Origin of the sequence: Priestia sp. JSM ZJ58 (assembly GCF_044383985.1) — a bacterium.
Taxonomy (GTDB): domain Bacteria; phylum Bacillota; class Bacilli; order Bacillales; family Bacillaceae_H; genus Priestia; species Priestia zanthoxyli.
Window position 1 is genome coordinate 791,706 of the sequence record NZ_JBISEM010000001.1, and the last position, 22,641, is coordinate 814,346.

A 22,641-nucleotide genomic window follows, 5' to 3' on the forward strand; every position below is an offset into this window, starting at 1 on the left:
AAATGATGTTTGATCAGTTAAAAAACGGGGCACGCATTCGGGAACTTGCTGCAAAAGTAGAAAAGCAGATTAAGCCCGTACATGAGAAAATTGACGAGCGTATTGAAGCAAATCAATTTCGAGTGCTGCAAAGCTTTCAGCAAAACCGAGTGAGTGATTCACATTTTAATCCGACAACGGGGTATGGCTACGACGATCTAGGCCGCGATACGTTGGAGAAAGTATATGCGGACGTTTTTGGAACAGAAGCATGTCTAGTGCGTCCGCAAATTATTTCAGGCACGCATGCAATCGGCATTTCGCTGTTTGGTGTACTGCGTCCTGGAGATGAACTATTATATATAACCGGAAAGCCTTATGACACGCTTGAAGAAATCGTTGGCATACGAGGAAGCGGTGTAGGTTCTTTAAAAGAATATAACATTAGCTATAAATCAGTAGATTTAACTGAGGAAGGTCAAGTGGATTTTGAAGAAGTGAAAGCGTCTATTCATGAGCATACAAAGATGATAGGCATTCAGCGTTCAAAAGGGTACGGCATTCGTCCTTCTTTTACAGTCGCTCAAATAAAAGAAATGATTTCGTTTGTAAAGAGCATTAAGCCTGACGTTGTTGTATTTGTTGACAACTGCTACGGTGAATTTGTAGAAACAATCGAGCCAACGCATGTAGGAGCAGATTTGATGGCGGGGTCGCTTATTAAGAACCCTGGTGGAGGTCTCGCTAAAATCGGTGGCTATATTGCAGGACGAAAAGACCTAGTGGAAGCTTGTTCATACCGAATGACAACTCCTGGAATCGGTGCAGAAGCTGGAGCGACGCTGTATAGCTTGCAAGAAATGTATCAAGGGTTCTTCTTGGCGCCGCACGTAGTAGGTCAAGCCTTAAAAGGAGCGGTTTTCTCATCCGCTATGTTTGAAGAGCTTGGTATGCAAAGTGAACCGAAGTGGGACAGTGAACGAACAGATTTAATTCAATCCGTTCAGTTTGATGACCCCGATAAAATGGTGGCTTTTTGTCAGGCAATTCAATTCGCTTCGCCAATTAATTCACACGTAACGGCGTATCCTGCTTATATGCCAGGGTATGAAGATGATGTGATTATGGCAGCAGGAACGTTTATACAAGGAGCGAGCCTCGAGCTTACGGCAGATGGTCCTATCAGGCCGCCTTATGTCGCTTACGTGCAGGGCGGATTAACGTATGCTCATGTAAAAGTAGCAATATGCATGGCGGTAGATCAATTACTGACAAAAGAACTTTTATAAGATAGAAAGATTATTTCTCCCCGTTAAGAAGGAAAAAGATAAGCTATAAAAATAAACGAAGTGCTATTTATTTGTATAGAAAAAATGTTCAGAAAAATTTATGTTAGAATTACTAACATTCGGTTGACAGGTGAACTAACATAGCATACAATGTAAATAGTTAATCCAAAGGAGGAACTGAAATGAGTGACAACATTCGAAGAAATACGCCACTTTTCCCGATTGGAATTGTGATGCAGTTAACTGAGTTGTCTGCTCGCCAAATTCGCTACTATGAAGAACATGAATTAGTTGCACCGGTAAGAACAGAGGGAAATCGACGACTATTCTCATTTAACGATGTTGATAAGCTGCTTGAAATCCGCGATCTAATCGAACAAGGTGTAAACTTAGCAGGTGTAAAACAGCTGTTTCATCTTCAAAAGGAGCAAAAAGGGCATAAGCAAGAAGAAAAAGTTGTGGCAGAAACAGCAAAGCCAGAATTAACGGACGATGAGTTGCGAAAAATGCTTCGTGCAGAACTTATGCAAGCAGGCCGTTTTAATCGAGCAACTTTAAATCAAGGAGATATGTCCAGGTTCTTTCATTAATAAAGTTATCAATATTTATGCCGTTCGTATATGAGGGGTATAGATTATAAATATTATATAGAGATTTAGGGGAGGATCACACGATGGCAAAGTACACAAAAGAAGATATTTTCCGCAAAGTTCAAGAAGAGAATGTAAAGTATATTCGTCTTCAGTTCACTGACATTTTAGGAACAATTAAAAACGTTGAAATTCCAGTAAGTCAATTAGAAAAAGCGTTAGACAACAAAATGATGTTTGACGGTTCTTCTATTGAAGGGTTTGTACGTATTGAAGAATCAGATATGTACCTATTCCCGGATATTGATACATTTGTTATTTTCCCTTGGACATCTGAAAAAGGTAAAGTAGCACGTTTTATTTGTGACATCTACAATGCAGATAGAACTCCGTTTGATGGCGATCCACGTAATAACTTAAAACGTGTGTTAAAAGAGATGGAAGAGTTAGGATTTACTGATTTTAACCTTGGACCTGAGCCAGAGTTCTTCTTATTCAAATTAGACGAAAAAGGCGAACCTACATTAGAATTAAATGATAAAGGTGGCTACTTCGACTTAGCGCCAACTGACCTTGGTGAAAACTGCCGTCGTGACATCGTATTAGAGCTTGAAGAAATGGGCTTTGAAATTGAAGCATCTCACCATGAGGTAGCTCCTGGACAACACGAGATCGACTTCAAATATGCTGCTGCATTAAAAGCTTGTGATGATATCCAAACGTTCAAACTTGTTGTAAAAACAATTGCACGTAAACATGGCTTACATGCTACATTTATGCCAAAACCATTATTTGGTGTGAACGGTTCAGGTATGCACTGTAACGTTTCGTTATTCAAAGATGGCCAAAACGCATTTTATGATGAGAACGGTAATCTAGAGCTAAGTGATACTGCTCGTCAATTTATCGCAGGTATCATCAAGCACGCACACAGCTTTACAGCAGTAACAAATCCTACTGTAAACTCTTATAAGCGTCTAGTACCTGGATATGAGGCTCCTTGTTATGTTGCATGGTCTGCTCGCAACCGTAGCCCATTAATCCGTATCCCAGCTTCTCGCGGCGTAGGAACTCGTGTTGAAGTACGTAGCGTAGACCCAGCTGCTAACCCATATTTAGCAATGGCTGTTCTATTAAAAGCTGGTTTAGATGGAATCAAGAACAATCTTGAAGCTCCAAAACCTATTGATCGTAATATCTATGTAATGACAAAAGAAGAGCGTGTTGAAGAAGGTATCGTAGATTTACCTGCAACATTAGCTCAAGCTTTAGATAGCTTCCAATCAAACGAAGTGATGGTTTCTGCATTAGGTGAACACTTAGCAGAGCACTTCGTTGAAGCGAAAGAAATCGAGTGGGATATGTTCCGTACACAAGTTCATCCTTGGGAACGTGACCAATACATGAGCCAATATTAATTTTTAAAAGTCGGAGAGATCGTTTGTACGTTCTCTCCGACTTTTTTGTTTTTCACAATGAATAAATAACATTCTACATACGTAAATTGAATAATATAGCTTGTTTATAAAAAAGCTGCCTGTCGTATAATTTACAGGGAGCTTTTTTATTGTTTTGTTACATACAAGAAAGAATTTGTTTACATGAATCAAAAAGGATGAGCTTTTTGTCTCATTGAATCTATAAGTAAAAGTAGTGTATAACAGATAGTGAGATTGTTTATGTGTTCACTCTGCACTGTATTTCAGTATAACTTCAGAGAGTTTTCAGCCAATCATAGTATCGTTAGAAAATACTGTTGGAGAGGAATGTAATAAAAATGAAAGAAGGAAATTTCTTTAAAGGTTTAGTGATAGGGATATTGATAAGCATTCCAATTTGGATTATTCTCATTGTTGTAGGCGTTCTGCTTTTTAAATAGGTCCTAACGTTATAAATAATAGACCCTCCTGATCTATTTAATCAACCAGAATAGAATCTGGACCAAAAGTATGTTAGGAGGAGGGAACCGCACGATGAATTGTGCGGATTTTTTTATTGGTAGGATGAACGTAGATTTCATCTATTTAGTTGCTTCTAGAAGTTGATTGGAGGGCAGGCGAAGACTCCTGGGGGAAAAGCGGAATAGGTGAGACTCCGCAGTAGCGCACGCGACGAGGAGGCTCACCAGCCCCCCCGCGGAAAGCGAAGCCTTGCACGGAATTCAACAGCGATGTAACAAGCCATCCATACTAGCGCATTTATCCCATTTGTTCGTTTTGAGTTTGAAGTGATTTCGTTATGTCTCAATCTCCTTTTTTAGTAATTTTTCACTAAGTAGGCTAGTATACGTAGCACTTTTTTCCCTCATGCATATGTTAACAATAAGGAGGGACAAGTAATATGAAAAAAATTTATCTTGATGCAGGACATGGTGGGGCAGATGCAGGAGCAGTTGGAGCGAATGGACTGTATGAAAAAAACTTAGTGTTAAAAATTCAACAATATTTAATAAGCTATTTAAATAGCACTTACAGTGACTTTACGATTAAAACCACCCGTACCACAGATACTTTTTTATCGTTATCTCAGCGCGCTTCTCAAGCTAATTCGTGGGGGGCAGATGCATTTATGTCTATTCACGTAAATGCCGGTGGAGGAACAGGATACGAAGATTATGTTTATAGAAGCGCTAGCAATGCTAGTAAAACGTTTCAATCGATTGTGCACGGGCAAGTACAGCCAACGCTGCTGTCGTATAATCATCCGAATCGTGGACGAAAATCGGCCAATTATGCGGTGCTTCGCTTAACAAATATGCCTGCAGTACTAACTGAAATAGCTTTTATTGATAGGAGCGCCGATGCAGCACTTCTTCAAAATGAAGCTTTTTTAAAAAGCATGGGTGAATCGTATGCAAAAGGAATTGCCGTATATTTAAATTTACCTCGTCGTGCAGTTCCAAATCCATCGCCATCTCCAACACCGACACCAAATCCATCACCTTCTGAACCAGGTGAAAAAACGTATACAATTAAGCAAGGAGATACGCTGTACAGTATTGCACAGAAGTACGGCATAACAGTACAGGAGCTTCAAGAAGCGAATACAGGGCTTTCTGATCCTTTAACACTACAGGTTGGAAAAACAATTGTTATTCCTTCAGGAACTTCACCAACACCTACTCCAACACCACCTTCTGAACAATATCCACTTCCCAATGGAATTTTAAAACAAGGCGATTCTGGAGAAGCAGTGAAACAGCTTCAAAGAGCATTAAACGCGGTTAGTTTTAAAGTAGGGTCAGTAGACGGAATATATGGAGTACAAACGAAAGATGCAGTCAGACGTTTTCAGCTTGTGTATCTTCCTTATGATGTAGATGGCATTTATGGTCCTCAAACGAAAAACAAGCTAGCAGCCGTTTTAAAAGCAAAAAGTTAAAGAAAGCAGGTCTTCTGTAAGCAGGCAGAAGGCCTTTTGTTTTCCCCTTAAAAGCGCCTTAAGTACTATTTTATCGTTTACGTAAAATAATGCTTTACAAACCATTTGTACGGGAGTATATTATCTAAGAACAAAGGATAGTTATGAAAGAAACATGTTATCGATCATACTCTTTAACCGAAAATTATATTGACCTGTTATCGCTTAATTCGTCAGAAGTGGGGGACCCAAATTTGTGCATTGTCACTTGGGGTGAATCCTTTTTTTTAAAAGGTAGGGCTACTCTCATAGCCCGAATCCGACAGCTAACCCCATAAGCGTTTTGGAGAGGAGGTTTAAGCTGTGTAAAAACGCTGAGAACCCTTAGTGTTTTTTTTGTGCGCTTTTTTAACATAAAAAGGTATTTTTTAGGGATAATATCACTTATTCATGAACTTGTAACGGAGCTTAGCAACGAACAGTGAATAGTAGCTAAGCAATCATCGGAGGGAAATTACGTGAACTATTCAGTTCTCAAGAGATTATTGATTGGAAAGCCGCTCAAAACAAAAGAGTTAGGCGATCAAAAGCTTAGTAAGCTTAAAGCGCTGGCTATTTTATCATCAGATGCCTTATCTTCAGTGGCTTATGGAACAGAACAGATTTTGATTGTCCTTGCAACAGTGGGCGTGCTTGCCTATTGGTATTCGATTCCAATTGCGATTGGGGTATTGGTGCTGCTGACGGCTTTAATTCTTTCATATCGTCAAATTATTTATGCGTATCCGCAAGGCGGAGGAGCTTATATTGTTTCGAAAACCAATTTAGGAGAAAATCCTGGACTTATCGCTGGGGGATCACTGTTAGTAGATTATATTTTAACAGTTGCCGTGAGTGTTTCAGCAGGAACCGATGCTTTAACTTCGGCTTTTCCAACGCTGCATCACTATAACGTAGTAATTGCGTGTTTGCTGGTGATTTTTATTACGGTTTTAAATTTACGAGGTGTAACAGAATCCGCTTCTGTCTTAGCTTATCCGGTTTATTTATTTGTTATTGCTCTTATTTTGTTAATAGCGGTGGGCTTCTTCAAAATAGTGACAGGTCAAGTTTCACCTGAGCTTCATACATCTCTCGGTACCGTGGTGCCAGGTATTAGTTTGTTTTTATTATTAAAAGCTTTTTCATCAGGCTGTTCGGCATTGACTGGTGTAGAAGCTATTTCAAATGCAGTGCCTAACTTTAAAGATCCAGGTGCAAAAAATGCTGTTCATACATTAATGCTGATGGGCGGTATTTTAGCCGTTTTATTTTCTGGCATCACGTTTTTAGCTTATTGGCTTGGCATTTCTCCAAAAGCAGATGAAACGGTTGTATCACAAATTGCATCGAGTGTATTTGGACGAAATGGATTTTATTATTTTATTCAAGGTACCACAGCTCTGATTTTAGTGCTAGCGGCGAATACAGGTTTTTCAGCTTTCCCTTTGCTTGCCGTAAACTTATCGTCTGATAAATACATGCCAAGAATGTTTCAAATTCGCGGCGATCGACTAGGCTATTCAAATGGAATTGTGACCCTTGGAATTGCTTCTATTGTCTTACTTGTCGCCTTTAAAGGAGCGACGGAACAATTAATTCCTCTTTATGCAGTTGGAGTGTTCATTCCATTTACGCTTTCTCAAACAGGCATGATTGTCAAATGGCTTAGAGAAAAGCCGGCCGGCTGGCAAGGAAAGCTAACCATTAACTTAATTGGTGCCCTCATTACCTTAACGGTGCTAATCATTTTGTTTACAACGAAGTTTTCACAAGTATGGTCCGTGCTCGTTTTCTTACCGGTTATCGTTTATATTTTTCATCGCATTCATACGCATTATGAAGCGGTAGGAGAGCAGCTTCGTATTAAGCAAGGAGAAAAGATTGGAAAGCTTGAAGGAAGTGTGGTCATTGTTCCTGTAGCAGGAATGACAAAGGTAGTGGAAAATTCATTGAACTATGCAAGAACGATTGGTGATACCGTTATTGCGGTGCACGTTGCTTTTGACCGAGAAAGCGAAAAGAGAATGGAAGAGAAGTGGGAAAAGTGGCAGCCTGATATTCGTATTGTTACGTTTCATTCTCAATACCGCAGTCTTGTGCGTCCGCTGTTTCGATTCATCGATATGGCTGAAGAAAAAGCCCGTGAAAATAATATGGCTATTACGGTTGTTATTCCGCAGTTCATCACGAAAAAAAGCTGGCAAAACATCCTTCATAATCAGTCCAGTCTGCTGTTAAAAGCACATTTGCTTTACCGTAAAAACGTAATCGTTACAACGGTACCTTATCGTTTTAAAAAATAATGAAACATGACTAAAAACCTCCAACTTATATGTTGGAGGTTTTTAATTTTTAAATTCACATACACTAACCATAATTGAATCTCATCAAAGGCACAAACGGAGGGATTGCATGAGTGAATTAATTAAGTTATTGCGAAAAGGAAATAAATCGGCCATGATGGCCGCTATAGTTAATACCATTATATCCATTATTAAAGGGATTGCTTTTGCTTTAACGGGAAATGTAGCGATGTTTGCTGAAACGATGCACAGCTTAGGGGACGCAGCAAATCAGTTCTTTGTTTTTATAGGTTCAGCATTAAGCAAAAAAGCTCCGACCAAACGATTTCCAAACGGATTTGGACGATTGGTTAATCTCGTTTTATTAGGGGCGGTTCTTGTAGTAGGAATTATGGCATTTGAAACGATTAAAGAAGGGTATCATCATATTCTTCATCCGACGAAGTCTTCAGGCTTTATTTTAAATATTGCAGTACTTGGCATCTCGGTATTACTTGAGATGTTTGTCCTCTTTAAGGCAATGAAAGAAATTTTGCACGATGTCGGAATGAATACTGCAGAGGTCAATGTTTTTACGCAAAGCTTTGTTCATCTAAAGAAAGCAAAGCCAGCAACTAAGCTTGTTTTTATGGAAGATCTGGTAGCTACTGGAGGAGGCGTATTGGCTTTAATCGCCGTTTTTATTTCGCGGTTTACGCCTTTTCATCAAGCTGAAGGAATTGCTTCTATGCTAATTGGTCTTATGATGTTTTTTGTAGTAGGACGAGTATTTTTAGATAACGCTGCCGGAGCGCTTGGTGAAGCAGATAAAGAAATGGAAATGAAAATTGGCGCCATTGTTATGCAAGATGTACAAGTGCGTGATATTCAAACGTTAATGGTGATGAAAGAAGGAGAAGAGCTTCACGTTGAATTAAAAGTAGAAATTGATCCTTCTTTAACAGTAGCAGAAGCGGATGATATTAAAGATCGTCTCGAAAATCGTATTTTACAGGAAAAAGGAATAACGGATGTCATTATTGAATTTGATGAAGATGATGGAATTCCTGACTGGGTGACAAGCGATTTACAGCTTCAAAAAGAATAAAAAACAAGGAAGAAAACAGTTGTTTTCTTCCTTGTTTTTTTAGCTATATACTTTTTCACGCACGTTTTGAGAATCTGTTGAAGCCGCAGAAAAGTTAATAGTTTCACGTACAACGTAAATAGGTCTATTTTTACTTTCATCGTAAATTCTTGCGATGTATTGTCCCACTAGACCTAAACCAAGTAGCTGAATACCGCTAAAGAAAGTGATAGCTACCATAATCGAAGTCCAGCCAGGCTGAATATTTTCACCTATCAGCCAAACAACAATCGAATAACTTAAAACGAGAAGTGATACAAAAACTGATAACAAGCCAATAACCATTACTAAACGTAAAGGTTTCGTTGAAAACCCAATAATTCCATCTGAAGCAAACTTGATCATCTTTTTTAAAGGATATTTTGTTTCACCAGCAAAACGCTCATCGCGCTCATATTCTACATATGTTTGCCTGAAGCCGATCCAAGACATCATTCCTCTTACGAAACGATTGCGTTCAGTCATTTTTTTGAATACGTCCGCAACTTTTCGGTCGATAATACGAAAATCTCCCGTGTCTTTTGGGATTTCAATATCGGACATATAATTTAAAAAGCGATAAAAATACTTAGCCGTTGTCAATTTAAAAAAGGTCTCTCCGCTTCGCTTCTTGCGCTTTGCGTATACAATTTCATAGCCTTGCTGCCATTTAGCAATTAATTCAGGAATCATTTCAGGCGGATCCTGTAAGTCAGCATCAATAATTACGATAGCATCACCTTGAGCATAGTCAATACCTGCTGTGACGGCAGTTTGGTGCCCGAAATTACGGGCAAAATCAATAATTTTTACGTTAGAATCCATAGCTGCTACGTCCTTTAAGATTTCAATTGTTCGGTCTGTACTGCCGTCATTGACGAAAATGAATTCATAGTTAATGTGATTTTCATGCATGACGGAAAGCAAGCGATTATAGCATTCATTAGCTACTTCTTCTTCAAAATACATAGGTACCACGATTGAAATTAGTTCTTTCATGCTTTACTACCTCCTATCGAGTGATTGTTTGTGTGCTTAAACGTCCATATTTTATTAAGAAAAAAATTAAAAAACATTCCTATACAAGTAGACAACAGTTGTCCAATTATCGGATTAGCAGGTGTATAGTGTACAAGAAGGAATAAGCAAGATGTATTAATTGCTAAAGTAATAAGGTTTACGATGAAAAATTGAGCTAACATCCATTTATGTACAGTTGCTTGAAACACCCACGATTTGTTCCAATAGTAGCTGTTTATGACGCCAATGAAATAGGATAGTACGTTAGCCAATATATAATTCATATCAAAATGAATCAGTGCTAAGTAACTGATAATAGTGAGCAGGGTATTCATTATACCTACAAATCCGAATTTCAGGAATTTTATCACGGTTGCATAATCCCTTCCATTTAATTTATCTCTTCACATTTTGCCTGGGTCTTATTTTTAGTAAACCGTACTAGTAAATAAGATAGAATCACTGAAATACCAAACCCTTCGAGCAGCATAAAGCTTGGGAAAATAAAGAATCGATAGCGAGTTTGAATTTCAATAAGCAAGTGAATAAGAACGTATCCTATGATTAGTAATAAAAACAGTGTATACGGATATTTATCCTGCTTCTTCAGGAATAAACATATAAGTCCAATAATGGAAAGAATAGTAGTTGAAACGTAAATGATTCTTTCATAACTTTGAGCAGCACTAATTAATTTCTCTTTATTAAAAGGTACATCTTCTTGAGGAGTTAATGAAATACTCCAAAATGTAGATGCATCCGTTCCTCCCCACATATTCAGGAATTTAATGTGAAAGAGATCTAAAAGTTGCTCTTTATCTGCTACTCGCTCTTTAATTACTTCTTTTTCTGCTTCAGCTCGTTTTTCTCCAATTGGCATACCCATAAAACGACTAGCATCCTCTGAAGAATAAGAACCGCTTGTTTCATAATTAAAGCCAATAACGAATTTCCATAAAGGATCTCTGTTACTTAAAGGATATTTAGAAATACCGCTCGCTACAAAAGAGTAGTTGATCAGCGCATTTGCAATAAAAAAAGTAGCCAGTACGCCTACGAGGTTTTTTCCTATTTTCTTTCGACGAGTTTTTAACTCAGCAGCATCCTTCGCTTTAATGTAAGGTTGAAGAATTTGCAAGATGAAATAAATGAAAACAGCAACGATAATAATGGGTCCCAGAGGGCGCATTAAATTTCCTAACGACAATAGAAGACCAATATAAAGCCAGCTAAACTTGTTATGAGCAAATCTTTTTATAATAAGGTAAAAAGCTGCATAAAATAAAAAAGTAGCTAAATGCTGATTGGTTAACACTGAGCTGTAGAGAATGTTCGGAATGTAGAACGCATATAGGAAAGCTGCCATTCTCCCAGCAAGTTCGTTAAATACTTTAGCGCCAATTAGATAAATAAAAATAACGGTTCCAGTAGAATAAAAAATATTTAACAATTTTAATGTAAAAATGCTATCTCCAAAACAGCGAATAACAATAGATTCATAGAATGAAAAGCCTAGCTGATATACCCATGTAGTGAAATAAACGCTTTGGTTAAATTCATAATTTCCTTTTGCGATATTACGTGCGGCATCTAACATGACAAGAAAGTCAGATTTTACAGGTGTTTGAACAGAAAGCATCCATGCTAATCGAACACCTAAGGTCAAAACAATCAGTGAAATAAAAAAAACAGTTTTGTTCATGTATCTACTTGCAATAGCTATTAGAAAAATGACAAGGAAAGTGATACATATTCCTTCAATAATAAATGAATTACTTAAAGCCAAGCCTTTTAAGTCCAATGAATTTGTCATCGCACTATAACTGCCCCATAGAGACCATGTAAGAATCATGACACATAAAAGAATCAGGCTTTTGGATAAAAATGAGTTAAGCATATTACCTCCTGCAAATTATTTCAAAGATAAGGTACAAAATTCCTACCCTATGATACCATATTTTATTATTTTGTATATATTTTTCTTATAGAGTATAATGTTAGATTGTTCTGAAATTACAACAGCGGCACAACGTGTAATAAAAGGTTCAGTGGAGTAGGCAGTGATTTAGTAATAGATAAAAGAGGTTGGGAAAAAAGGATTTTAGTCGAAGCGAAAAACGAACCATTAATCATCATGTTTGATTAGTGGTTCGTTTTTTATGGTGCACGTAGGTTTCATTTGTTTAGTTCTTTCCAGCAGTTGATTGGAGGGCAAGACGAAGACTCCTGCGGGAAAAGCGGAAGGGGTGAGACCCCGCAGGAGCGCAAGCGACGAGGAGGCTCACCGGCCGCCCGCGGAAAGCGAAGTCTTGCACGGAAATCAACTGCGATGTCACAAGCAATCCCTGCTAGCTTATTTATTTCATTTGTTTCCCTTTAGACTTGCTTGGTTTAGTTATGTCTCAATCTCTTCTTTTTTATAATGTATTTTCTGATGCGAACAGCTTTTATGTTTTAAATCGATCTTTTAATAAATTCCATAGGGAACTCACTCCGAGACTAATGCTGATCAGAATTCCTGATAAAGCTACTATTAAAGCGATATATTCAAAGATAGAAAACTGCTTCATACTATCCCAATTGATGTTTCCCTTTAGCTTGCTAATAACTAAATTCATTCCGTAAATACCGGAAAGAACGGTATAAATCGTTAAAATTAATAATAAGTAATTGTGACGCTTGGCCGCGATTTTCTCTTGATTTTGATACAAAGTACCAAGGGTTTCTTTGACTTCTTGATAAAGAGAATTGATGTGGAAGATTTTTTTAAAGAGCTCAGAAAACTCTTGACCTTCCGTGCGAGAGCTAATTTCTAAAAATAAATATTTACCTGAAAATACAGTAATAGAGCGAATTAGTCGCTCGATGCCCTCTGAATTTTTATGAAACGTGAGCTGAGAATACTCATAGGATAGTTTTAGCAACACGATTTTATAGAAAAAATGCAAAAATAAATTATAGTAATGTTGGCCAAATAGATGATTCATCAAAAGCTGATCCGTTTTAGAGTCTGTCGATTTAGAAATACACGAAAACACATGGTCTGTTATAACGTAATAGGTTTCAGGAGCCCATCTGGAATACACGTGTTTGGTATTATACGTTTTAATATACTCATGGTTGTGTGCAGAGATAAACGGTTTCCCGTCAGGCGTATAGCTATTTAGCTGCCCAGTACGAAATAAAGTTGTGGAGTTAATCTCTTGCTCTTGATTTACCGTTACATAACTTAATACAAACATCCGTTCATCGATAAAATAAGGAAGACTCCCGACGTGCTGTTCACGCGTCGCTTCTTTTTTGATGTGTTCGTTCAAAAATGGCGCGAGCTGTGAAAAAATATAATCCTGTACTTTGCTATAGCGATGATGTTCATAGGTAATGGTGGATCCATGCTCTTCAGCAAGCTTCGGTTCTAATACACGAAAATGATTCATGAATTCTAAAATGTCATCATAGGTGTAATGATTATGACTCATCTCAGTGCGAATGGTCATGACGCCAATTTCAAAAGGACATAAAAAAACATCCACAGACAGCACGTTGCTAGACACGGTGGTGGAGGAAGTTTGTAGCGTAACGGTATGGTCTATTTTTTTTGAAAATCGAAGCAAGCCTTCTTTTTCGCACGAATCAGGAAATAGAATACATTCAATGTAAGGAAGAAAATATTGATCCAAGCTATCATGAGATACGTAATACTGTTCTCCGTAGTATTCTTTTTCTACATGTTTGTTTTGAATGGAAAAAAACTCAAACATATTTGCTTCTAGTGCATGAACAAGCTGCTCTTTATTTTTTCGATCAAAGGAAAAAGGAAAAAGAAACATGTTCATTGCTTTGGTAGGCATAATAGTTTGAAATGGTTCTGTTTTCCTTGGTGTATTGGTCATAAACTACATCCTTCTTATAGTCGGTTGTATTTTTTTTGAGAGTCGAAAAAATGCAGACAGAAAGTAAAAGGTAAAACAGGCTTTATAAAAACCGCTCTACCTGCCTGTAATGATTCGACGTATCATTTATAATATGCCAATTTTTTTAGAAAACAAACGTAAAAAACCAACTAACATCATGATTAGTTGGTTTTACATACAGTGTGTGATTAGTGAATCGTGCGATATACACCAGTGACTTTTCCTAAAATCGTTACGTGGCGAAGAATAATAGGCGCCATCGTTGAATTTTCAGGCTGTAAACGAACGAAATTTTCTTCTTTAAAGAAACGTTTTACCGTTGCTTCGTTGTCCTCGGTCATAGCGACCACAATATCTCCGTTATTAGCAGTTTGCTGCTGACGTACGATTACCATATCGCCATCTAGAATACCTGCTTCAATCATACTTTCTCCCATAATTTCAAGCATAAATACATGATCATCTGGAGAAACGAATTTATCTGGAAGAGGGAAATATTCTTCCACATTTTCAACGGCTGTTATAGGAAGACCCGCTGTTACTTTACCGATAACAGGAACATTAATGACATTGCTTTTAGGGATGTTTACTTCGTCTAGTTGAAGAACTTCGATTGCTCTTGGTTTTGTTGGATCTCTGCGAATTAACCCTTTACTTTCTAAACGAGCTAAATGCCCGTGTACAGTGGAGCTAGAGGCTAATCCCACCGCTTCCCCAATCTCACGAACAGAAGGCGGATAACCTTTTAATTTTACTTCGTGCTTAATAAAATCTAGTATGTCTTGTTGACGTTTTGATAGCTTCATATTTTTCACCTCGATTTTAGCTATTCTTTAGGTGAATTATACCACGTGATGTGTCAATATACAAACATAAGTTCGAAGAATTCCATTGACAGAAACAAATGTTCTCAATAAAATAAGAACATATATTCTGATAGGGGGATCATAATATGCACCAATTCTTACATTCTATGAAACATTACGCTATTTTTTTTGCAGTTATCGCTGCACTTACATATGTATTGACGCTGGTTTTAGGAGCGGATAAAGTAGATTTAGACAAATATTCAACGGTTACTATTACAAAAGGAGATACGCTTTGGGACTTGTCCAACAAGTATCATAATCACCATCATTTGACCACCAATGAATTTGTCAAATGGGTTGAAGACGTCAATGATCTAAACTCAGACACTGCCCAGTCTTTATCTCCTGGAGATAAATTATATATTCCTGTTTTAAAAAAAGAGTTACATAATCAAGTGGCAATTGAACAGTAGTGTGTAACGGCCGTTCCTGAATATTGTTAGAAGCCGAAAAGGTCGTGATAAAAGTGGACGCCATTATTTATTGCCGTGTAAGTACGGATAAAAAAACCCAAGAAACATCTTTACAGCGCCAGCAAGAAGAATTAAAAAAGCTTGCTGATCTTCACCATCTAAACGTAAAAAAAGTCGTAATGGAAAAAGCAAGCGGATATGACGTAGACAGAGAGGGTATATTGGATGTTCTTCATACAATGAAAGAAGAAAAAATATCTGTGCTGCTCATTCAAGACGAAACGCGATTAGGCAGAGGAAATGCCCGAATTGCGCTTCTTCATGCTTTTCATAAAGAAAATGCTACGATCTATACGATTAGTCATCAAGGTCAGCTTCAGCTTTCAGAATCTGATTCGATGGTGTTAGATATTATTAGCTTAGTGGAAGAGCATCAGCGGAAATTACATAACGCTAAAATTAAAAGAGGAATGAAAAGAGCCGTAGAAAACGGTTATCGTCCGCAGCAAAATTTAAAAAATCAAGGAGTTAACTCAGGAAGAGAAAAAAAAGAAGCGCCGATTGAAGAAATTGTCCGCCTTCGTCATAACGGCTTAACCTTTGCTGAAATTTCAGTTACGCTAAAAGGTTTTGGTTATAATATTTCAAAAGCAACGGTACATCGTCGCTATCAAGAGTATCAAGAGAGTGCTCAATCTCTTGATAAAACGAAAGAGATTTAGTAAGATGACTACATGTTGCCGGAACGGTTCGGTAATTTTAATTATTGATTATAAGGAGATAGGTTTTATATGCTATCAAAAGATAAACTTGCTCGTATTAATGCTCTTTCAAAAAAGGCAAAGGCTGAAGGTCTGACAGAATCTGAAGCGAAAGAACAGCAAGAGCTACGTCAGGAATATTTAAAAGTTTTCCGACAATCTATGACAAACCACCTTCATACGATTAAAGTTGTGGACGAGGAAGGTAAAGATGTTACGCCTAAGAAGTTAAAAGAGAGCAAAAAGAAGCGTCTTCACTAAGACGTTCTAGTAAAACTAGAGGGAGAGTTCCCTCTAGTTTTTTGTATATTTTTAATAAGGCACACAAAAACTGTAAAAGTGGAAATTTTTTTGGTTCAAGTATTGTACAAATAAGCAAATCATTAGTATGATAACATATGTACATAGTTTTGAAAGGAATGAAGAGTATGACACAACGTATTGAAGATCTTTCGATTGCAACAATTCGTACTTTATCAATCGATGCGATTGAGAAAGCAAATTCAGGTCACCCAGGTATGCCAATGGGAGCTGCTCCAATGGCATATACATTGTGGACAAAATTTATGAACATCAATCCAAAGAATCCAAACTGGTTCAACCGTGACCGCTTTGTATTATCAGCAGGACACGGATCGGCACTATTATACAGCTTGCTTCATTTAGCTGGATATGACTTATCAATTGAAGACCTTAAAAACTTCCGTCAATGGGGAAGCAAAACACCAGGTCATCCAGAGTTCGGTCATACAGCAGGTGTTGATGCAACAACTGGTCCACTAGGACAAGGTATTGCAATGGCTGTTGGTAAAGCAATGGCAGAACGTCATTTAGCTGAAACATACAACAAAGAAGGTTTAGAAATTGTAGACCACTTTACGTATGGTATTTGTGGTGACGGAGACTTAATGGAAGGTGTATCTGCTGAAGCAGCTTCATTAGCGGCACACTTAAAATTAGGACGCTTAGTTGTTTTATACGATTCAAATGATATTTCTTTAGACGGAGATTTAGATCGCTCGTTCTCTGAGAACGTAGAAGATCGTTTCAAGGCTTACGGATGGCAAGTAATTCGCGTTGAAGACGGCAATGACTTGACAGCGATTGCAAACGCAATTGAAGAAGCAAAAGGCGATTTAACACGCCCAACGCTAATTGAAGTAAAAACAACAATCGGATTTGGTTCTCCAAACCACGCGGGTACTTCTGGCGTGCACGGTTCTCCATTAGGTTCCGATGAAACAAAATTAACAAAAGAAGCTTATGCATGGACATTTGAAGAAGATTTCTATGTGCCAGAAGAAGTGTATGCTCACTTCAAAGCTACAATTGCTGAAGATGGCCAAAAGAAAGAAAACGAATGGAACGATGTATTTGCACAGTATAAAGAAAAATATCCTGAACTAGGTCGTCAATTTGAACTAGCAGTAGAAGGAAAGTTACCGGAAGGCTGGGAAGAAACGCTTCCAGCATACGAAACGGGTTCAAGCTTAGCTAGCCGTGCTTCTTCTGGAGAAGTATTAAACGCAGTAGCACAAGCTGTACCTCAATTCTTCGGCGGTTCAGCTGACTTAGCTGGGTCAAATAAAACAATGATTAAAGGTTCAGAAGACTTCACTGCAGCTGATTACAGCGGACGTAATATTTGGTTCGGTGTACGTGAATTTGCAATGGGAGCTGCATTAAACGGTATGGCTCTACACGGCGGTGTAAAAGTATTCGGAGGAACATTCTTTGTATTCTCTGATTATCTTCGCCCAGCAATTCGCTTAGCAGCTTTAATGAAGCTTCCTGTAACATATGTATTCACACATGACAGTATCGCAGTTGGAGAAGACGGCCCAACACATGAGCCAATTGAACAATTGCCATCACTTCGTGCAATGCCAGGTCTTTCAGTGGTTCGTCCTGCAGATGCAAATGAAACAGCTGCTGCATGGCGCTTAGCATTAGAATCAACTGACCGCCCAACGGCGCTTGTATTGACTCGTCAAAACTTGCCAACGCTTGAAGGTACAAAAGAAAATGCATACGAAGGCGTGTCTAAAGGCGCGTACGTTGTATCTAAAGCTGGTAAAGACCAAGCGGATGCATTAATACTTGCAACAGGCTCTGAAGTAAGCCTAGCAGTAGAAGCACAAAAAGCATTAGCTGCAGAAGGCATTGATGTATCTGTAGTAAGTATGCCTGCATGGGATCGTTTCGAAGAGCAATCTGCTGAGTACAAAGAAAGTGTTATCCCTAAATCAGTGAAAAAACGTTTAGGTATTGAAATGGCTTCTACACTTGGCTGGGAACGCTATGTTGGAGACGAGGGACAAGTTCTTGGTATTAATCACTTCGGTGCATCTGCTCCTGGTGAAACAATCATGAAAGAATTTGGTTTTACAGTTGAAAATGTAGTAGCAAAAGTGAAAAGCTTGCTTAATGCATAATTCTTTTTCACAAGAAAGAGCAGACTCCTATGGTCTGCTCTTTTTTTTCGACAAAAAAACAAAGAAATTTTTTCATCGATAGACAAGCATTGCGTACACCATTCGGTATAATGGTACAAAAAAGAACGAGCCGAAAGGGAGGATGAATCGTGAGAACGTATGAAGTATATTTAATGGAGGAAGAAGTTGCATCATCCTATTTTCGAAGAGAAAAGCTCATTTATCAGCTGCTGATTGAATATAAAATGAAACGTCACTTGCAGGAAACGCATTTACAAAAACAAGTTCATTACATTACTCGCCAACTGCCCAATTCATTTATTCAACGAGAATTACTTCAGGCGTTTTCTCATTATCCTCATTTTTTTACTCATCAAGAGACGTTTGTGCTGGAATATCCTCATAAAAAAAGTCGAGCATCTATAAAATTAACGAATCGCTGTATAACAATTGAAGGAGATGGCAATGTTGATGCTGAGACAGCTTTTTTTGAAGTATTACGCAAGCTAGATCCTTGTTTTTTAGCAGTGAATTATGGAACGGATGAATACGGCTGGCTGAGGCCTGTGAAAACAAGAAAATTTGTGTAATTATTTAAGGAAATTGGAACGGAAATATTGTATAATAGCGTATGGTCTAGTACACTGTAAGTTAGACAACATGAAGGAGGAAGTAATACCATGGGAATGTATATTCTAGTTGGTGTTCTAGCATTAATTGTTGGGATAGCGCTAGGATTTTTCATTGCTCGTAAGTATATGATGAGCTATCTGAAGAAAAATCCACCAATTAATGAACAAATGTTAAAAATGATGATGATGCAAATGGGCATGAAACCATCGCAGAAAAAAATTAACCAAATGATGAAAGCAATGAACGGCCAAATTAAATAATGGTTAATTGGACAGACACTCTCTATTCAGAAGGGTGTCTTTTGTTTTATGATAGAGATAAGAAAATGGTTGTGGGGCTAGGGGGATACGATGAAAATTTTTCGAGAGTTATGGTGGTTTTTCAAACAGGAAAAAAAGTCTTACATAACGGGGATAGCGCTGCTCATTATTGTGGCAGCATTAGAACTTCTCCCGCCTAAAATTATTGGTTTAACGGTAGATGGCATTAAAGAAGGGACGCTGAATGGAAAGCGCTTAATGCAGATGGTTGGCATTTTGCTAGGAGCTGCTGTTGTGGCCTATTTCACAAGATACATATGGCGTATTATGATATTTGGTTCATCTGTTAAACTAGCCAAGCAGCTGAGAAATACCCTCTACACTCATTTTACCAGGATGAATCAGGCCTTTTATCAGCGGCGGCGAATTGGGGATATGATGGCCCATGCAACGAATGATATTCAAGCTATTCAACAAACTGCAGGTTCGGGCGTTTTGACGCTCGTGGATTCCATTGTCACAGGAGGGCTTGTTCTATGCACAATGGCCCTAACAATCAGCTGGAAATTAACGCTTATTTGCCTTATTCCTATGCCGCTTATGGCCGTTTTAACAAGTTACTATGGTACATTGCTTCATGCGCGGTTTCATCACGCACAAGCAGCATTTTCTACTTTAAATGATAAGGTTCAAGAAAGCATTAGCGGAATTAAAGTCATTAAGACGTTTGGGGAAGAAGCAGCTGATGTCGAAGAATTTCGTATGAAGTCTGCAGATGTTGTTCAAAAGAACATGAAGGTAGCACGAGTAGATGCATTGTTTGATCCGACCATTTCGATTATTGTAGCACTTTCTTTTTTACTTGCTCTTATTTTTGGCAGCAAGATGGTGATTAGTGAAGAGTTAACACTGGGACAGCTTGTTACCTTTACAACTTATTTGGGCCTTCTTATTTGGCCGATGCTCGCGTTTGGCTGGCTATTTAACATTGTGGAACGAGGAAGAGCATCATATGACAGGGTATTTTCTTTATTAAAAGAAGAAAATTCGATTGAAGAAGCAGCGCATCCTAGTGTTGAACTGCCAACAGGAAATATTGAAGCTGTTATTCATAGGTTTTCGTATGGTAAAGAAGACGAATACACGTTAAACGAAATTTACTTTACACTTTCTCGCGGTCAAACGTTAGGGATTGTCGGAAAGACGGGTGCTGGGAAAACCACGCTTTTAAAGCTGTTGCTTCGTGAATTTGATGTAAGCGACGGAGCTGTTTTATGGGGAGGAAAAGACATTAAAGATTATGCTTTTGATTCACTGTACAAAAGCATTGGATATGTTCCTCAAGATCACTTTTTGTTTTCAACAACAGTCGCTGCTAATATCGCGTTCGGAAAAGAAGACGCAAGCAATCAAGAAATTCAAGAAGCGGCTAAAGTTGCAAATGTACATAAAGACATCCTCGATTTTACAGATGGCTATCAAACAATAGTAGGTGAAAAAGGCGTTTCGTTATCTGGTGGACAAAAACAGCGTATCTCGATTGCAAGAGCTCTTCTATTAGATCCTGAGCTTTTAATTTTAGATGACTCGCTATCAGCGGTAGATGGAAAAACGGAAGCGGGTATTTTACAAGCGTTGAGGCAAAAACGTCAAAATCGAACAACGATTATTACAGCGCATCGGCTGAGCTCGGTTACTCATGCAGACCTGATTCTTGTCCTTGATAAAGGGAAAATTATTCAGCGAGGAACTCATGAGGAACTGCTTAGCGTGAGCGGCTGGTATCAGGATATGTACGATAGACAGCAGCTTGAACGTGCGGTAGAAGAAGGAGAGACGAAAAATGAAAATTGAGCATTCTTCGGTACATAAACGTCTGTTTCACTATACAATTCCGCATAAAAAATCATTTTTTTTAGCGTTCACTCTATTATTAATTGCTACGGCTGCTGATTTATTAGGGCCCATTTTGATTAAAATTTTCATTGACGATTATTTAACTCCTAAGTATTTGCCTCTTCAGCCTCTGGTGTGGCTTGCAAGCAGTTATTTGCTTTTACAGCTTTTAAAAATTGTCGTTCAATACTTTCAGCTTCTGCAGTTTCAGAATATTGCGCTTCAAATTATTCAGCAGATTCGAATTGACGTTTTTTCTCATGTTCATCGTCTGGCGCTTCGCTTTTTTGACAACACGCCAACGGGAAGCCTTGTTTCTCGAATTACAAATGACACGGAAGCTATGAAAGAAATGTTTGTAGAAGTCATCGCGGTTTTTATTCAAAATGGGGTATTTTTGATTGGTATTTTTATAGCGATGTTTATGCTAGATGTGAAGCTGGCTTTTTACTGTTTAGTTCTTCTCCCGTTTATTTGGGGACTTATGAAGCTTTATCAGCATTACAGCGCTATTTACTACGGACAGCTCCGAGAAAAGCTAAGTCAGTTAAATGCCAAGCTTCATGAGTCTTTGCAAGGCATGTCCATTATTCAATTATTTCGTCAAGAAAAGCGGCTTCGCTCGGAATTTGAAGAAATTAATGATGAGCACTACAAAGCGGGCATGCGCAATATTAAGTTAGATGGTTTGCTATTGAGGCCTGCTGTCGAAATTCTTTATATTTTAGCCGTTATTCTTGTGCTCAGTTATTTTGGCATTTCCGTAGCTGACAGTCCTGTTAAAATTGGTGTTCTTTACGCGTTTATCAACTATTTGGATCGTTTTTTTGAGCCCGTTAATGAAATGATGCAGCGTCTTTCTATGTATCAGCAAGCGATGGTATCAGCCTCCCGGGTATTTGATTTGATGGATGAGGAAGAAAAAAATCCAGTGATGACAGGAGAACAAAAGCAGGGGGTACAAAAAGGAACGGTAGAATTCAAAAACGTCACGTTTTCCTATGACGGTGTTCGAGATGTGCTTTCTGATATATCATTTACGGTAAACGAAGGAGAAACAGTGGCTTTAGTAGGCCATACTGGAAGCGGGAAAAGCTCCATCATTAATTTATTAATGCGTTTTTATGAGCAGCAAAAAGGAGACATTTTGATCGATAATAAACCACTGTCGTCCTTTTCAAATAAACAGCTTCGAGATCAGGTAGGGCTGGTGCTGCAAGATGCCTTTTTATTTGCCGATACCGTAAAGCGAAATATTACGCTGCATGAAGACCATTTTTCTGATGAGCAAGTAAAAGCAGCGGCGAAATTTGTGCAAGCTCACGCATTTATCGAAGCTCTTCCTAATAAGTATAATGAAGTGCTAGTGGAAAGAGGTTCAACTTTATCAAGCGGTCAGCGTCAGCTCTTAGCATTTGCAAGAACGGTGATTCGAAACCCTAAAATCCTTATTCTTGATGAAGCAACAGCCCATATCGATACAGAAACGGAAGAAGCGATTCAAGAAGTGTTAAGAGATATGGGAAAAGGCCGCACAACGATTGCGATTGCCCATCGTTTATCAACTATTCAACACGCCGATTGTATTTTAGTATTGCATAAAGGGAAAATCGTCGAAAAAGGAACGCATGCTGAACTGCTAGATAAAGGCGGTTTGTACTATAATATGTATCAGCTTCAGCACAGTGAAAAAGAGGAAAATTTCAATAAAGAAACAGGAGTAAAAGAGATTTATAAAGAATTGATAGAGTGAAGGTGAAAAAAAGAAACAA

The 22,641-nt window shown here is 38.2% G+C and carries 20 protein-coding genes and 1 riboswitch; of the genes, 15 read left to right on the forward strand and 5 right to left on the reverse strand.

Annotated features, from left to right (window positions below; genetic code table 11):
• The first annotated feature begins 5 nt into the window (after nt 1-5).
• The 6 genes from ACH6EI_RS04030 (at nt 6) to ACH6EI_RS04055 (ending at nt 8,650) form a co-directional block, all read left to right on the forward strand.
• Nucleotides 6-1,268, forward strand: coding sequence for a methionine gamma-lyase family protein (locus tag ACH6EI_RS04030; RefSeq protein ID WP_028411374.1), 1,263 nt, complete (start codon nt 6-8; stop codon nt 1,266-1,268).
• 182 nt (nt 1,269-1,450) lie between these two features.
• Entirely contained in the window at nt 1,451-1,858 is a 408-nt protein-coding gene (locus ACH6EI_RS04035) for a MerR family transcriptional regulator (RefSeq protein ID WP_014458504.1), read from the forward strand.
• Nucleotides 1,859-1,941: 83 nt separating this feature from the next.
• Nucleotides 1,942-3,276: a type I glutamate--ammonia ligase gene (gene glnA / locus ACH6EI_RS04040; protein ID WP_013084732.1), complete on the forward strand. Its 1,335-nt coding sequence runs from the start codon at nt 1,942-1,944 to the stop codon at nt 3,274-3,276.
• A gap of 922 nt (nt 3,277-4,198) precedes the next feature.
• Nucleotides 4,199-5,239 carry an N-acetylmuramoyl-L-alanine amidase gene (locus tag ACH6EI_RS04045; RefSeq protein ID WP_028411373.1) on the forward strand — a complete coding sequence of 347 codons (1,041 nt, stop codon included), beginning with the start codon at nt 4,199-4,201 and terminating at the stop codon, nt 5,237-5,239.
• A gap of 191 nt (nt 5,240-5,430) precedes the next feature.
• A riboswitch (cyclic di-AMP (ydaO/yuaA leader) is annotated at nt 5,431-5,574 on the forward strand.
• 162 nt (nt 5,575-5,736) lie between these two features.
• Nucleotides 5,737-7,563 (forward strand): APC family permease, encoded by a 1,827-nt coding sequence (locus tag ACH6EI_RS04050; RefSeq protein ID WP_028411372.1) that lies wholly within the window; start codon nt 5,737-5,739, stop codon nt 7,561-7,563.
• Between the two features lie 109 nt (nt 7,564-7,672).
• Nucleotides 7,673-8,650: a cation diffusion facilitator family transporter gene (locus tag ACH6EI_RS04055; RefSeq protein WP_028411371.1), complete on the forward strand. Its 978-nt coding sequence runs from the start codon at nt 7,673-7,675 to the stop codon at nt 8,648-8,650.
• A gap of 39 nt (nt 8,651-8,689) precedes the next feature.
• Here the strand turns inward: ACH6EI_RS04055 and ACH6EI_RS04060 are convergent, their stop codons facing one another.
• Genes ACH6EI_RS04060 through ACH6EI_RS04070 form a run of 3 tightly spaced genes read right to left on the reverse strand, consistent with a single transcriptional unit; the run spans nt 8,690 to nt 11,585 of the window.
• A complete protein-coding gene (locus tag ACH6EI_RS04060; RefSeq protein WP_028411370.1) occupies nt 8,690-9,667 on the reverse strand; it encodes a glycosyltransferase family 2 protein in 978 nt (325 codons plus the stop codon).
• Nucleotides 9,664-10,059 carry a GtrA family protein gene (locus tag ACH6EI_RS04065; RefSeq protein WP_108674297.1) on the reverse strand — a complete coding sequence of 132 codons (396 nt, stop codon included), beginning with the start codon at nt 10,057-10,059 and terminating at the stop codon, nt 9,664-9,666. The genes ACH6EI_RS04060 and ACH6EI_RS04065 overlap by 4 nt, the downstream gene beginning before the upstream one ends.
• Before the next feature lie 20 nt (nt 10,060-10,079).
• Nucleotides 10,080-11,585: an ArnT family glycosyltransferase gene (locus ACH6EI_RS04070; protein WP_028411368.1), complete on the reverse strand. Its 1,506-nt coding sequence runs from the start codon at nt 11,583-11,585 to the stop codon at nt 10,080-10,082.
• A 282-nt stretch (nt 11,586-11,867) separates the two neighbouring features.
• Between ACH6EI_RS04070 and ACH6EI_RS04075 the strand changes: the two genes are divergently transcribed.
• Nucleotides 11,868-12,068: a hypothetical protein gene (locus ACH6EI_RS04075; protein ID WP_223546232.1), complete on the forward strand. Its 201-nt coding sequence runs from the start codon at nt 11,868-11,870 to the stop codon at nt 12,066-12,068.
• 67 nt (nt 12,069-12,135) lie between these two features.
• Here the strand turns inward: ACH6EI_RS04075 and ACH6EI_RS04080 are convergent, their stop codons facing one another.
• Together ACH6EI_RS04080 and lexA are read right to left on the reverse strand one after the other, a co-directional pair.
• Nucleotides 12,136-13,581 (reverse strand): magnesium transporter CorA family protein, encoded by a 1,446-nt coding sequence (locus tag ACH6EI_RS04080; RefSeq protein ID WP_034270839.1) that lies wholly within the window; start codon nt 13,579-13,581, stop codon nt 12,136-12,138.
• A gap of 209 nt (nt 13,582-13,790) precedes the next feature.
• Nucleotides 13,791-14,408 (reverse strand): transcriptional repressor LexA, encoded by a 618-nt coding sequence (gene lexA, locus ACH6EI_RS04085; protein WP_013058778.1) that lies wholly within the window; start codon nt 14,406-14,408, stop codon nt 13,791-13,793.
• 146 nt (nt 14,409-14,554) lie between these two features.
• Here lexA and yneA point away from each other — a divergent pair, with 146 nt between their 5' ends.
• The 8 genes from yneA (at nt 14,555) to ACH6EI_RS04125 (ending at nt 22,622) form a co-directional block, all read left to right on the forward strand.
• On the forward strand, nt 14,555-14,884 hold the full coding sequence (gene yneA, locus ACH6EI_RS04090; RefSeq protein WP_028411366.1) for a cell division suppressor protein YneA: 330 nt from the start codon (nt 14,555-14,557) through the stop codon (nt 14,882-14,884).
• A 53-nt stretch (nt 14,885-14,937) separates the two neighbouring features.
• Complete coding sequence (locus tag ACH6EI_RS04095) at nt 14,938-15,606, forward strand: YneB family resolvase-like protein (protein ID WP_028411365.1); 669 nt, start codon at nt 14,938-14,940, stop codon at nt 15,604-15,606.
• Between the two features lie 69 nt (nt 15,607-15,675).
• A complete protein-coding gene (locus ACH6EI_RS04100; RefSeq protein ID WP_013058775.1) occupies nt 15,676-15,906 on the forward strand; it encodes a DUF896 domain-containing protein in 231 nt (76 codons plus the stop codon).
• 167 nt (nt 15,907-16,073) lie between these two features.
• Nucleotides 16,074-18,080: a transketolase gene (gene tkt / locus ACH6EI_RS04105; protein ID WP_013058774.1), complete on the forward strand. Its 2,007-nt coding sequence runs from the start codon at nt 16,074-16,076 to the stop codon at nt 18,078-18,080.
• 149 nt (nt 18,081-18,229) lie between these two features.
• A complete protein-coding gene (sirA, locus tag ACH6EI_RS04110; RefSeq protein ID WP_028411364.1) occupies nt 18,230-18,670 on the forward strand; it encodes a sporulation inhibitor of replication protein SirA in 441 nt (146 codons plus the stop codon).
• Nucleotides 18,671-18,760: 90 nt separating this feature from the next.
• On the forward strand, nt 18,761-18,973 hold the full coding sequence (locus ACH6EI_RS04115) for a YneF family protein (protein ID WP_013058772.1): 213 nt from the start codon (nt 18,761-18,763) through the stop codon (nt 18,971-18,973).
• A gap of 90 nt (nt 18,974-19,063) precedes the next feature.
• Entirely contained in the window at nt 19,064-20,827 is a 1,764-nt protein-coding gene (locus ACH6EI_RS04120; protein ID WP_028411363.1) for an ABC transporter transmembrane domain-containing protein, read from the forward strand.
• Nucleotides 20,817-22,622 (forward strand): ABC transporter ATP-binding protein, encoded by a 1,806-nt coding sequence (locus ACH6EI_RS04125; RefSeq protein WP_028411362.1) that lies wholly within the window; start codon nt 20,817-20,819, stop codon nt 22,620-22,622. The genes ACH6EI_RS04120 and ACH6EI_RS04125 overlap by 11 nt, the downstream gene beginning before the upstream one ends.
• Nucleotides 22,623-22,641 lie beyond the last annotated feature (19 nt).

Coding starts and splice junctions, on each gene's coding strand:
- ACH6EI_RS04035 (WP_014458504.1), top strand. CDS start 1,451: ATGAGTGACAACATTCGAAGAAATACGCCACTTTTCCCGATTGGAATT.
- ACH6EI_RS04100 (WP_013058775.1), top strand. CDS start 15,676: ATGCTATCAAAAGATAAACTTGCTCGTATTAATGCTCTTTCAAAAAAG.
- yneA (WP_028411366.1), top strand. CDS start 14,555: ATGCACCAATTCTTACATTCTATGAAACATTACGCTATTTTTTTTGCA.
- lexA (WP_013058778.1), bottom strand. CDS start 14,408: ATGAAGCTATCAAAACGTCAACAAGACATACTAGATTTTATTAAGCAC.
- tkt (WP_013058774.1), top strand. CDS start 16,074: ATGACACAACGTATTGAAGATCTTTCGATTGCAACAATTCGTACTTTA.
- ACH6EI_RS04125 (WP_028411362.1), top strand. CDS start 20,817: ATGAAAATTGAGCATTCTTCGGTACATAAACGTCTGTTTCACTATACA.
- glnA (WP_013084732.1), top strand. CDS start 1,942: ATGGCAAAGTACACAAAAGAAGATATTTTCCGCAAAGTTCAAGAAGAG.
- ACH6EI_RS04030 (WP_028411374.1), top strand. CDS start 6: ATGTTTGATCAGTTAAAAAACGGGGCACGCATTCGGGAACTTGCTGCA.
- ACH6EI_RS04120 (WP_028411363.1), top strand. CDS start 19,064: ATGAAAATTTTTCGAGAGTTATGGTGGTTTTTCAAACAGGAAAAAAAG.
- ACH6EI_RS04080 (WP_034270839.1), bottom strand. CDS start 13,581: ATGACCAATACACCAAGGAAAACAGAACCATTTCAAACTATTATGCCT.
- ACH6EI_RS04070 (WP_028411368.1), bottom strand. CDS start 11,585: ATGCTTAACTCATTTTTATCCAAAAGCCTGATTCTTTTATGTGTCATG.
- ACH6EI_RS04060 (WP_028411370.1), bottom strand. CDS start 9,667: ATGAAAGAACTAATTTCAATCGTGGTACCTATGTATTTTGAAGAAGAA.
- ACH6EI_RS04045 (WP_028411373.1), top strand. CDS start 4,199: ATGAAAAAAATTTATCTTGATGCAGGACATGGTGGGGCAGATGCAGGA.
- ACH6EI_RS04055 (WP_028411371.1), top strand. CDS start 7,673: ATGAGTGAATTAATTAAGTTATTGCGAAAAGGAAATAAATCGGCCATG.
- ACH6EI_RS04115 (WP_013058772.1), top strand. CDS start 18,761: ATGGGAATGTATATTCTAGTTGGTGTTCTAGCATTAATTGTTGGGATA.